11 protein-coding genes are annotated in these 11,772 nt (G+C 65.5%); 3 read left to right on the forward strand and 8 right to left on the reverse strand.

Annotated features, from left to right (window positions below; all coding sequences use genetic code 11):
- Positions 1-74: 74 nt before the first annotated feature.
- A complete protein-coding gene (locus ACPXYO_RS16305; protein WP_423922779.1) occupies positions 75-1,046 on the reverse strand; it encodes a BMP family protein in 972 nt (323 codons plus the stop codon).
- A 471-nt stretch (positions 1,047-1,517) separates the two neighbouring features.
- Between ACPXYO_RS16305 and ACPXYO_RS16310 the strand changes: the two genes are divergently transcribed.
- On the forward strand, positions 1,518-2,801 hold the full coding sequence (locus tag ACPXYO_RS16310; protein WP_423922781.1) for an ATP-binding protein: 1,284 nt from the start codon (positions 1,518-1,520) through the stop codon (positions 2,799-2,801).
- Between the two features lie 17 nt (positions 2,802-2,818).
- On the opposite strand, the gene ACPXYO_RS16315 is transcribed toward ACPXYO_RS16310, so the two are convergent.
- From ACPXYO_RS16315 to ACPXYO_RS16345, 7 genes are all read right to left on the reverse strand, one after another.
- Positions 2,819-3,751, reverse strand: a complete 933-nt coding sequence (locus ACPXYO_RS16315) for an ABC transporter permease (protein WP_423922784.1) — start codon at positions 3,749-3,751, stop codon at positions 2,819-2,821.
- A complete protein-coding gene (locus ACPXYO_RS16320) occupies positions 3,748-4,896 on the reverse strand; it encodes an ABC transporter permease (protein WP_423922787.1) in 1,149 nt (382 codons plus the stop codon). The genes ACPXYO_RS16315 and ACPXYO_RS16320 overlap by 4 nt, the downstream gene beginning before the upstream one ends.
- Before the next feature lie 32 nt (positions 4,897-4,928).
- Positions 4,929-5,705 carry an enoyl-CoA hydratase/isomerase family protein gene (locus tag ACPXYO_RS16325; protein WP_423922790.1) on the reverse strand — a complete coding sequence of 259 codons (777 nt, stop codon included), beginning with the start codon at positions 5,703-5,705 and terminating at the stop codon, positions 4,929-4,931.
- 108 nt (positions 5,706-5,813) lie between these two features.
- Positions 5,814-6,980, reverse strand: a complete 1,167-nt coding sequence (locus tag ACPXYO_RS16330) for a diaminopropionate ammonia-lyase (protein WP_423922793.1) — start codon at positions 6,978-6,980, stop codon at positions 5,814-5,816.
- An 11-nt stretch (positions 6,981-6,991) separates the two neighbouring features.
- Entirely contained in the window at positions 6,992-8,041 is a 1,050-nt protein-coding gene (locus tag ACPXYO_RS16335) for an amidohydrolase family protein (protein ID WP_423922795.1), read from the reverse strand.
- A gap of 87 nt (positions 8,042-8,128) precedes the next feature.
- Positions 8,129-9,064, reverse strand: coding sequence for an LLM class flavin-dependent oxidoreductase (locus ACPXYO_RS16340; protein ID WP_423922798.1), 936 nt, complete (start codon positions 9,062-9,064; stop codon positions 8,129-8,131).
- A gap of 149 nt (positions 9,065-9,213) precedes the next feature.
- Entirely contained in the window at positions 9,214-9,645 is a 432-nt protein-coding gene (locus ACPXYO_RS16345; protein ID WP_423922801.1) for a hypothetical protein, read from the reverse strand.
- A 624-nt stretch (positions 9,646-10,269) separates the two neighbouring features.
- On the opposite strand from ACPXYO_RS16345, the gene ACPXYO_RS16350 reads away from it, so the two are divergent.
- Together ACPXYO_RS16350 and ACPXYO_RS16355 are read left to right on the forward strand one after the other, a co-directional pair.
- Positions 10,270-10,698 (forward strand): hypothetical protein, encoded by a 429-nt coding sequence (locus tag ACPXYO_RS16350; RefSeq protein WP_423922804.1) that lies wholly within the window; start codon positions 10,270-10,272, stop codon positions 10,696-10,698.
- 45 nt (positions 10,699-10,743) lie between these two features.
- The gene (locus tag ACPXYO_RS16355; RefSeq protein WP_423922807.1) at positions 10,744-11,745 is read left to right on the forward strand and encodes a cadherin-like beta sandwich domain-containing protein; all 1,002 of its coding nucleotides are present in this window, start codon (positions 10,744-10,746) and stop codon (positions 11,743-11,745) included.
- Positions 11,746-11,772: the final 27 nt, after the last annotated feature.

The raw sequence follows: 11,772 nt of genomic DNA on the forward strand, positions 1-11,772 counted from the left end.
GCCACGGGTTCATTGACAGGCGGATGTCACGTGTTTGTGCACCTCGTCAAGCTTCCGCAGCCCGAAGCAGCGGCTTATTCGATGCCCGTGGAGATCGAGCCGTCGGCGATGCCGTCGGCAACGGCCTGGGCCGCTTCGAGAATCGAGGCATCGAGGCCGTAGCCGTCGTTGAACTCGATCACGATGCCGCCATTGGCGAGCGTGGCGATCATGACCTCGCCGCCGAGCGTGCCGGCTGAGATCTTGTCGATCATGTCCGCCAGCAACACCTCCCAGTGGTACACCTGCGAGGCGACCACGATGCTCTCGCCGAGCGCCGTCTGGTTGGCCTGCGTGCCGAACCACGCAACGCCCTTCTCCTTCGCGACGCCGGTGGCACCGACCACCATCTGTGCCGAGCCGGTCAGGACATCGGCATCGTTGGAGATGTGGGCTTCGGCCGCTTCGGCCGCCAAGGCAACGTCGCTGAAGGAGTCGGTGTACACGATGTTGGTCGTCACCGAGGAGTCCGTTGCTGCGACGCCAGCGGCGAAGCCGTCGACGTAGAGCTTGGCGTCGCCGACCGGGATCGGGCCGATGACGCCGATCACGCCGGATGCGGTGATCTGCGCTGCAACAGTTCCGGACACGTAGCCGCCTTCGTCGGAGCGGACCGTGTAGGCGAAGACGTTGTCGTGGCCCATGTAGTCCGCAGCAGTACCCCACGCGAAGGAAGTGTCCGGGAAGTCCGGAGCGATCTCCCCAAGCGGTCCGCCGTACTGGCTGCCGTGCGCGATCACCAAGTGGTAGCCGTCCTCGGCGTAGCCACGGATCGCCGCAGCCGCCTCCTCCACGATGAAGGTGCCATCGGTGACGGCGATCTCGATCTCGCGGGTTGCTCCGATTGCGTTGACCGCGTCGACCATGCTTTGCGTGAACGCCAAGTCGTTGCTGGCGCTCGGCGCCACGATCGCGATTCGAAGAGGTCCTTCGTCGACCTCATCGGCGCCGGTGCAGCCTGCAGCCAGCAGGACAAGCACGGCGAGTGCCGCCAATAATGTCGTCAAGCGGCGACACTCTCGCCCATTCCGTGCGTCCTTCGACGCGGTACGTGTAAGCATTTGGTCCTCCCAGATAGTCCCGGCCGGAAGTCGCGTCCCGCGGGCGCGATCCGCGACAGACCGCGGCCTCCGACTGCCCCGCGATGCTAGGTCAAGCTCGGCCCCCTTGATGCCGCACGCGGTCAACATCGGGTTCCAGCCGTGTGTCAACTGAGGGTGCACCTGTTGGCGCTGCCTGTTGTGAAGCGGTGGCCAGAGACTTCGTGCCGTATTGGGCTTCCGGTCCCTGGAACCACGCGCCTCAGCAGAGTCTTGCGATCGTCCCTCCCCGCCGCGCCGCGCCGCATCTTCAGAACGCGCTATGTCGAATCTCCAGAACGCCCTGCGCTCTACCTTTATAACGCGTTACATCAGGTCTACAGAACGCGCTATATTTTCTCTCCAGAACGCGTTGTGCGGCAGCAGGAGGAGTTCGCCATGAGTGAGGCATCTGCAACGCTCACCATGCCCGGCTATCTGCCCCGCATCGCGGGCCGCGAGATCCAAAGCGCCCTGCGACGGCGTGGGGCCGTGCTCATCGAGGGGGTCCGGGGATGCGGGAAGACGTGGATGGCGCGGAACTTCTCCCGCAGCGAGGTCCGGCTCGATGATGAGGCGGCGCTGCTGCTGGCGTCGTCGGATCCCGCAGAGGTGCTGCGTGGCCCTGTCCCTCGATTGCTAGATGAGTGGCAGAACGCTCCGCACCTGTGGAACCGGGTGCGCCGGGAATGCGACGACCGCCCAGAGCCCGGCCAGTTCCTCCTCACTGGCTCGGCCACCCCGCACGACGACCTCACCCGCCATACCGGCACCGGCCGCATCAGCCGGGTACTGCTGCGGCCGATGTCACTGTGGGAGACGGGGCAGTCCACCGGCGCCGCATCGCTGAAGAAGCTGTTCGACGGCGGCACGGTCTCGTCCCTGCCCAATGAGGCACTCGGCCTGCGAGCCATCGCCTCGGCCATCTGCGTCGGCGGGTGGCCCCAGAACCTCCGCCACAGCGAGGAAGACGCCGTCTTGTCCGTCGGCGACTTCGCCAACGAGATCATCCGAGTGGACATCCCCTCTGCCAGCGGGGTGCGCCACAGCCCAGTCATGGTGCAGCGGCTCATGGCGTCCATCGCCCACAACGTGGCCACCGAGGCAAAAGCGACCAAATTGGCGTCCGACATGGACACCGGCCACCCTCCGGCCCGTAACACCGTCGCCGCCTACCTCGACGCCCTGCGTCGCATCTACGTCATCGAAGACCAGCCCGCCTGGGCGGTCAGCCTGCAGTCCAAGTCCACACTGAGAAAAGAGGCCAAGCGGCACTTCGCCGACCCTTCGCTGGCCGCCGCCATGCTGGGAGCCACCCCCGAGCGGCTGCTGTGTGACCCCGCGGCGCTGGGATGCCTGTTCGAGTCGCTGGCCGTGCGCGACCTGCGCATCTACGGCCAAGCCGAGCGCGCCAAGGTGTTCCACTACCGAGACAACACCGGCCTCGAAGTCGATGCCGTCATCGAGCGCGACGACGGCGCATGGATCGCCGCCGAAGTCAAACTCAACCCCAGCCCCAAAGCCGTCGACAAGGCCGCAAAATCGCTGCTTCGCCTCACAGCGAAGACAACCCGCCACCGCAGCAGCAGCCTGGCCTGCCTGCTGGTGATCACACCCACCGGTCCCGCCTACCGCCGCCCCGACGGCGTGCAGGTCGCCCCGATCACCGCACTCGGCCCCTGATCAGCGACGATCCGCTGCTACCCATCACGTTCGAATGGCACCGTCAAGGCGGCCGGTGCGCCTATGCGACGGCTGACGAGCACCAGGACCACGATGGTCAGGACCGCCGGTGCCATCGCAGCGATCGTCGAGGACGCGCCCACGATGATGCCGAGGGTCTTGAGCTGGAGCACGGTGGATGACACGACGCCGAACAGCAGTGCTCCTGCCATCACGCCGCTGGATCGCCAGGCCCCGAAGTACACCAGCGCCACCGCGATGAACCCCTGGCCGGACGTGAGGTTCTGCTGGAAGATGCCGACATCGAGGGCCAACGTGCCACCGGCCAGACCTGCCATCACGTTGCCGATGATGATTGCCTGGGTGCGTACGACGTTGACCCGCACACCGAGCGTGTCGGCCGCCTCAGGTGTCTCGCCCACGGCGCGGACGTTCAGGCCGAACGTCGTCTGATTCATCGCGAACCAGACGACGGGAACGAGCGCGAACGCCACATAGGTCAGCACGCTGTGCTGGAACAGCATCTCCCCGACCACCGGCAGACCCGAGAGGCCGGGAATCTGCACAGAGCCCAGCCCGTCGATGGGCACCGGTGTGCCCACCTGCTTGCGGAACAGCAAGTCGGTGAAGCCCAGTCCGAACAGGAAGATGCCGATACCGCTGATGCCCTGGGTGGCATGCATCACCACGGTGATGAAGGCGTACACCAGTCCCATTGCCGCACCGGCCGCCAGCGCTGCGACAACGCCGGCCAGCGCGCTCCCGGTGCGCAGCGCGGTGATGTAGGCGGCGTACGCGCCGATCAGCATCACGCCTTCCACGCCCAGGTTCAGCACCCCGGCGCGCTGGCCGATCGTCTCGCCCAGCGCTGCGAGCAGGAACGGTGTCGCCAGCCGGATTCCTGAGGCCAGCGTGGCCACGAGCACGCCCACGGTGAAGAAGTCGCTCACGCCCTGCCCCCGTAGCTCTTGACCTCGCCTGCCCAGGTCCTGAGCCGGTCGCGCAATCGCAGGCTGCCTACTACGAACACCACCACCACGCCATTCAACGCCACCACCAGTGCGGCGGGTACCTGCACCGCGCGTTGCAGGTCGTTCCCGCCGGTGAGCATCCCGCCGAAGAGGAATGACGCGGGCACGGTGAAGAGCGGGTGCAGCCCGCCGAACAGTGCCGCCACGATGCCGTTGAAGCCGGCGTTCTGCGTGAACGCTGCGGCGCCGCCCTCGCCGATCAAACGGTGCGATTCGCTGCCGAACACGAGCACTGCTCCGGCGATGCCGCAGCAGGCTCCGCTGAAGGCGAGTGCTTGCGTGACGCTGCGCTTGACGGCCATGCCCGCGTACTGGGAGGCATCAGGGTTGTGGCCCACGGATCGCAACCGCATGCCGAGTGCGCTGCGGAACAGCAGCAGGTAGCCCAACACCGCTACCAGCACCGCAACCAACACGCCGATGTGCAGCCGGGTGCCTCCAGGCAGCAGCGGCAGGTCGGCATTGGCGCTGAGGCGGCGCGTCTGCTGGATCTTGATCGCACCGGGTTCGATGAGCAGGTCCTGCAGCAAGAAGCTCAGCAGGTGCGCAGCGACGATGTTCATCATGATCGTCGAGAGAATCTCGTTGACGCCTGCGTACGCTTTGAGTGCGCCGGGAATCGCTCCCCAGAACCCGCCGCCGAGCGCTCCCGCGATGATCACCAGCGGCACCAGCAGCACCCGGGGCAGATCGTCAAATGCCATCGACGTGGCCGTAGCCGCGATGGCACCCAGGATGATCTGTCCCTCGCCTCCGATGTTGATGACGTCAGTGCGGAATGCGATGCAGATCCCCACGCCGACCAGGGCAAGCGGCATGGCCCGCACCGCGGTGTCTGCGAGGTTGTCGGCGCTGCCGAACGCGCCGGTGATCAGCTTGCCGTAGGCGAAAAGCGGGTTGGCACCGAATACAAGCAGCATGACGGCGCCCACGATGAGCGCCGCGATCGTCGCGACGGCAGGCACTGCGATGCCCACAAACGGCCGTAGCAAGCGAGCTAACCGGCCAGCAGCAAATTCAGGGGGCGCGCCGTCGTCGCCGGTCGTTGGAGATGTCAGCGCCATGCCCCTCTCGCCTTCTGCATCCCTGCTAGTGACTACTCGAACTTCGGAGGGCGCTTTTCCACGAACGCCCGCTGGGCCTCTCGAGCGTCACTGCTGTGGAAGGTCTCGCCTTCCAGGCTGAGCGACAGCGGCAGGATCTGGGCCGACATCTGCCGGATCCAGTTGTTGATCGGCACCTTGGAGGCGCTGATGGCTTTCTGGGGCCCAGCGGCGAGCTGCGCCGCCTTCTCGAGCGCCGTGTCCCCAATTGCGTCGTCGTCCACCAAGAAATTAACGAGCCCCATGTCGTAGAGCATCTGACCGGTGACTCGTTCGCCGGTCATAAGATGCCATTTGGCCCGGTTCACACCCATCAGCAGCGGCCAAATGACCTGTCCCCCATCGCCGGCGCCGATGCCCATGTTGACGTGGGTGTCCGCGAACACCGAGCTGTGCCCCGCCACCACCACGTCGCACAGGAGCGCGATGTTGGCACCGAGGCCCATGGCATAGCCCTGCACGGCCGAGATGATCGGCTTGCGCAGCTCAAGGAGATGGTCGACGATCTGGCGCCCCTCCTCAAAGCTGACCGCCGGTCCGCCGGCATCACTGAAGTCCCCGCCGGCGCAGAAGGCACGGCCTGAGCCGGCGAGCACGACAACCTTCACGTCGTCGTCGGTCTGCGCTTCTCGAGTGAATGTCGCCATTTCGTGGTGCATCTGCCCGTTGACCGCATTGAGTCGCTCAGGACGATTCAGCGTGACGACAGCGACACCGTTGTCCCGCTTGTCGATGAGCATTGCTTGGTAATTCTGTTGGTCGAGCGGCATGGCGAGTCTCCCCCTGTTGGCCAGCGCTTGGTCGGCGCTCAACGTACTGCGGTCAAACTGTGCCTGATCGTCCTCACCGTACGGCGGTGAGACTGTGCCTGATCGTCCTCACCGTACGGCGGTGAGGACCCGGCCGACCTCGGTGTGGGGCCGGCCGACGATGCGTTCGTAGTTGGCCGGGTCGGTGGCGCCTTCGGTGACCATGACGAGCACCGTGGCGTTCTGCGGGTCGTCAAGCGCGCTCCGACCCTGCTCATCGGCCAGCAGGGCTCGCAGGCCCGCCAGCGATGCGCTGCCGGTCTCGCCCGCTACCACCTGCGAACCGGCCAGGTCGACCATGGCCTGGCCAGCGGCGTCGCTGTCCACCGAGACGCACCAGTCGACGCCGCTGGCCAGCATCGGCCATGCCAGCGGTGAGGGCACCCCGCAGTTCAACCCGACCATGATCGAGCGGTGCGGACCCGGCGTCTCGGTGATCTCGCCTGCCATCGTCGAGGCCTGCACGCAATTCGCATCGTCGGGCTCCACCGATACCAGCACCGGGCGGTGCTCGCCGCTGCGGTAATGGGTGACTGCAGCGGCCATGAAGGCGCCGACTCCCACGGGGACTGCGACGAGATCGGGTTGGGCGATCCCGTTGGCGGCGAGCGCATCGTCCACCTCGGCGAAGATCGTCGTATAGCCCTCGGCGACGTTGGCGGGGATGGTCTCATAGCCCGGCCACGAGGTGTCCGACACGACTAGGCAGCGTTCGCCGGCCATCTCGGCGCTCTGGGTGATCGCATCGTCGTAGGTGCCGTCCACCACGGTCACCGTCGCGCTCTCGTCCCCGATGGCGGCGATGCGAGCCTCTGACGTGCCGTCGGGAACCAGGATGTGCGCGTCGAAGCCCAGCAGCCGGGCCATGAAGGCAACCGCCCGTCCGTGGTTGCCGTCGGTGGCGGCCACCAGGGTCATCGGCCGAAGGTGAGCCAAGCTGGCTGCCAGCGCATTGATGTTCGCCCACTGCGGTGGCTCGCTGCCGAGGTGCTCGCAGATGGCACGGTACGACGCCCACGACGCGCCAAGGATCTTGAACGACGGCAAACCCATGCGCTGGGTCTCCGCCTTCACGAGCACCCGTCCGACGCCGAGGCTTTCGGCCAGCCGGGGTGCGTCGATCACAAGCGTCGGGGCATACGCCGGCAGCCGACGGTGAAATGTCCGCACTTCGGGCGGTGCGGCGGGCCAGTCCCGCCCGTCGAACAGGGGGTTGCGGATCACCAGTGCAGCCATCGTCGGCCTCCTCAGTCGAGTTCGTCGAGTGCGGTGAAGAGCCGCTGGGCTTGCTCGGCGGCTTTGGTGCGTACCTCCGTCGGGTCGACACGGGTGGCGACCCCGGCTGAGAGCACCTGCTCGCCGTCGATCGTGACGTTGAGGGCCCCGACACCAGGCGTGTAGGCGAGATGCCATGGGTCGGCGCTCGGGTACGACCAGCGCACTGAGTCCTCAAGCGCCTCGGGCATCAGGTTCCAGCCGTTCGCGAGCCATTCCCACGGTGTGTCTGGCCCAGCGGTCACGTCGTGTTCCCGCAAACGCACATAGGCGACTCGGAACTCGTCGAGCATGTCGGCGCCGATGCCGTCAGTGCCCAGCGCTATGGGGTTCGTGGCAGCGAACCGGGCCGGATTGGCGTAGCCGACGGCGTTGTTCATGTTCGAGCGAGGGTTGTGCACGATGGTGCCTTCGAGGCCGTGATCGGTCGGCAGATGAACTCCGTGGATGAGCAGCCAACGCTCGTCGCTCAGGCCCGCCAGCCGCTGCGCAGCGTCGGCGTCGGGCGGCCCTTCTGCGACATGGATGTGCACGCCGACATCGTGCCGGCGGGCCAGATCTGCGGCTGCTTCCAAGGTGTCATCGGTGCAGGTGAACGCCGCGTGGACGCCCACATACCCCCGACCGCCTGCTGCGAGGTAGCGCTCGTTCTCTGCCAGGCCGCGCCGAGCCCCGTCCGCACCGTGACGGTCAGTGACGCCGTAGCAGCAGCTGGCCCGCACGCCGATTTCGGCGCACGCCGCCGCGATCACGTCGAGCGAGCCTTCGATGGCGTTGGGCGACTCGTGATGATCGACGATGGCCGTGCAGCCCGATTCAAGTGCTTCGAGTGCTCCGAGCTTCGCCGACCACTCCAGCATCTCGAGGTCGATCGCGCGGTCGAGACGCCACCACACCAACTCCAGGATCTCTGCGAAGCCGCCTGGGGTGCGCGGCGGGGCAGGCATGCCTCTCGCCAGCGCTGAGTACAAGTGGTGGTGAGAGCACACCAGTCCCGGCGTCGTCGCGCCGCCCTCATTCACGGCTGCGAGCGTAACCTCAGCCCCGGAGCCGGCTGAGCCGCCCTGACGTCCGGATTTGTTCAGGTCGGGTTGATCCGATCAGGTTGATCAGGTGCGCAGTTGGGGCAGCAGCTCTAGGAGGCGGTCGAGCTGGGTGTCGACGTCAGGCGATGCCAGACGGATGCACAGGTGCTCGCAGCCGGCATCGATGTAGCTCTGAAGCCAGATGCCGACTTCTGCAGCGGTACCGGATTTGGTGCCCATGATCTTCTCCAGCACCGCTATCTCGACGCCGTAGTAGAGCATCGAATGCTCGGCCACTTCGGCTGCTGCGGTGGCGGGCTCGCCAATGTTGACCGTCAGGTACGCCGCAGCGGTGATCGCCGCGGGGTCACGGCCCGCGTCGGCGGCAGCGGCTCGCACCGTCGCGAGCTGACCTGCGAAGTTGTCGACCACAGGAGCGGTGGGAAACCAACCGTCGAAGTGCCGGCCAGCACGTTCGAGGCCTCGCGGGCCTGAGCCCCCCAGCCACATCCGGGGACCGCCCTCGGTTGCACACACTGGCTGCAGTCGCAGGTCTGCCGGCGTGTCTGTTGCTTGCCACAGTTTGCGGGCGTCGTGCACCACCTGCATCATCCGGCCACCCCTGCGGTCGAATTCAGCACCGACGAGATCGAAGTCGTCCCGGACCTGGGGCAGTCCGGGCCCTGCGCCCACACCGAGGATCAGCCGACCCCCCGACAGCGCGTCGATCGTGGCGGCTTGCTGAGCAAGCTGCGCAGCAGGTCGCATCGCCGCCAGCAGTACCGCCGTACCGAGGTCGATGCGCTCGGTGACCAGCGCTGCAGCCGCGAGGACCGAGAGTGGTTCCGCACGCGGTTTGGCCAGCAGCGAATCTCCGATCCATGCAGCGTCGAAACCGGCCTGTTCGGCCCGGACGGCAAGGTCGACGAGCCGGCGAGGGTCCCCGTCGTGAGGCGGGTACATCCCAAACTCCCGCGAGGGCAGCAGCAGGCCGAAGGTGACTGAACCGGGTGACGTCATGGCGTGAACTCTGCCACTTCGATCACGCGGGCCGCAGAGTGGCACCGCTCGGGGTCAGGCTCGCGCAACGACTGATCGAAGCACGTCGACGGTGCTGGGCCTCCTGCGAGTTCCAGGCCTTCGGTGGCCGCTGCGAGATGGGGTTCGGGTCAGCCCGAGAAGAGCGAAATCACCATCGGTGTCACGATCGCCACGAAGATCGATGCGCCAATCCCGACTATCCATCGGAATTGGTGCTTCGCCTCGGTGCGATCAGCTTGCCGCTGCGCCGCAATCTCAGCGCGATCGGCCTCGCGCCAGCTCATCACTGCGGCGCGATCGGCTTCGCGCCAGCCCGCCGCTGCGGCGCGATCGGCTTCGCGCTGGTCCATCAGGCGGTCGAACTTGGCGTCGATCCAATCCCTGAGCTTGTCGAGTTGGCCAGCCAGCTCGTCCTTAGTGACGAAATGCTGCAAGTCGGATTTGGTGGCGAGGTCCGATAGCGGAGCAGGGGCCAAGCACGTCATGAGGTACTCGGCAAGTGGCTCGTCAATCTGCTCACAAAGCCAAGCGTAGAGGCGAGATCGATCTTCTTCGGACATGTGCCAAATCCTCTGGTGAGTCAACGCAATCGGTCTCGGACCATAGGCATTGCTCACGGATTGGCAAAACTTGTTTCATGGTATCTGGCTATATTTCACACTTCTGAGTGTCGCTGGGCAGCAAACGGCGACACAGGACCATCCAGCCGAGGGTTTGAACCGGGACTAGCGGACCCTTTGTCTGCCTGACTGCTTCAGCGTCCAGGCTCAGACCCCGGCGTCGGCACGCTCGCGGTTCGACGGGTTGCGCATCGCCAGCACCCCCGCAGTTCGCAGCGCCTCGTCGATATCGGCGTTCAGAGAGAGTGTGTTTGTGCTGAGTAATTGCCTCTAACACATGATTTCATGAGATATCATTCGTATCTCAGCCGATCAGCTATCAGTTCGGGTCGCCGGTGTGATGCCGTGCGGCAGCGAGCTGTGGTGGCCTGCAGCAGGCCCTCCTGCAGCAGGCTGAATTCCTCTTGGAGTAAAGCCCATGACCTCTGAACGCTACAACCGCCTCATCCCCCGCACGAGAAGCCGTTCTATTCGCGCTGCCATCGTTCTGACCCTTGCCGCCGCGCTCTATGCGCCGATGACCAGGCGGGTGCCTCGCTCAGCGATTCCTTCGGCCGGAACTCCGTGCAAGACATCGATGTCAGCGGGACATACCCGAGGGGAATCTGGTCTGACGGCGCCACCATGTGGGTGTCCGACGAAGATGACAACAAGGTCTACGCCTACGAGCTGAGCACCGGCACCCGGCTCGCCCATCTGGATTTCAACACGTTCAGCGGTGCCGGCAACAACGCGCCCGACGGTCTTTGGTCGGATGGCACCACGATGTGGGTGATTGATCGAGTGGACGACAAGCTTTACGCCTACACGATGCCCGGCCGCACCCACCTGAAGTCGCTGGAGCTCGACGGCGTCGACCCCCGGACCTTCGACCCGGCGTCGGAGGCCTTTGACCCGTCGGACACTGACTACGCGGTGCGCGCGCCCAGCACCACTGCCATGACCACCGTGACCGCAAGCGCGCTGTACTCAGACGCTGAGGTCTCCATCTAGCCTGCCGACGAAGACACGAGCACTGACGGTGCTCAAATCAGTCTGGTGGCCGGCGAGAACACCATCACCGTCACGGTGACCCGCGGTTCGCACACCCAGACCTACACCGTGGTCGTCACCAGATCCAACCTGGCCGTCATCCGCAATGACGCCACGTTGAGCGCTCTCGCCCTCAGTGACGTGGACATCGGCACGTTCGATTCCGCCACCGCCCACTACACCGCAGGCGTGGCCTGCTCTGTGGCAACCACCACCGTTACTGCGCAGCGCAGCGACACGGGTGCGACGGTGACCATCTCCCCCGATGATGCCGACGCCGGCGCCGAGGGACACCAAGTCGCCTTGAACGAAGGCCTCAACACCATCACTGTCGTCGTGGAGTCCTTCGACACCACGGTCAACAAGACCTACACCGTCGTTGTCGCTCGGGCTTCCACCGAAGCGTTCGGATGGGCCGTGCTGTCGGACATAGACGGACTCGCTGAGGGCAACCGCATGCCTCGAGCCATGTGGTCCGACGGCACCACCATGTGGGTGACCGATCTCAGCGGAGCGCTATTCGCCTACGACCTGGCCACCGGCGCCCACGACTCATCCAAGGACATCACCACGCTGGCGGATACGGGCAATCACAATGCCAATGGCCTGTGGTCCGACGGCACCACAATGTGGGTGTCCGATCCAAAGAACAACATCAAGATCTTTGCCTACGACTTGGCCACCGGCGAAATGGACACGAGCAAAGAGCTCACGACGCTCTGCTCCATCTGGAGTCTCGATCCCCGGGCATCTGACAACTGCCACCCTGCCGGACTGTGGTCCGACGGTACGACCATGTGGGTGGTCGACACGATGGACAAGAAGCTGTACGCCTACGACCTCGATACGCGTGAGCGACAAGCCCACCTCGACTTCGATGGTCTGAGCGATGCTGGCAACAACAGCCCGAAGGGAATCTGGTCCGACGGCACGACCATGTGGGTGCTCGATCACCACAAGGGCCGGATACACAGCTACAACATGCCCGGCGAACTCGAAGAGCAGTAGGCGGCAGCAACTGCATTTGTGAACCCA

Source organism: Candidatus Poriferisodalis sp. (assembly GCF_965237655.1).
Classification (GTDB): domain Bacteria; phylum Actinomycetota; class Acidimicrobiia; order Acidimicrobiales; family Poriferisodalaceae; genus Poriferisodalis.

Bases quoted from the DNA above. Each gene is read 5' to 3' on its own strand.
- ACPXYO_RS16310 (WP_423922781.1), top strand. From the start codon at position 1,518: ATGAGTGAGGCATCTGCAACGCTCACCATGCCCGGCTATCTGCCCCGC.
- ACPXYO_RS16320 (WP_423922787.1), bottom strand. From the start codon at position 4,896: ATGGCGCTGACATCTCCAACGACCGGCGACGACGGCGCGCCCCCTGAA.
- ACPXYO_RS16325 (WP_423922790.1), bottom strand. From the start codon at position 5,705: ATGCCGCTCGACCAACAGAATTACCAAGCAATGCTCATCGACAAGCGG.
- ACPXYO_RS16330 (WP_423922793.1), bottom strand. From the start codon at position 6,980: ATGGCTGCACTGGTGATCCGCAACCCCCTGTTCGACGGGCGGGACTGG.
- ACPXYO_RS16340 (WP_423922798.1), bottom strand. From the start codon at position 9,064: ATGACGTCACCCGGTTCAGTCACCTTCGGCCTGCTGCTGCCCTCGCGG.
- ACPXYO_RS16345 (WP_423922801.1), bottom strand. From the start codon at position 9,645: ATGTCCGAAGAAGATCGATCTCGCCTCTACGCTTGGCTTTGTGAGCAG.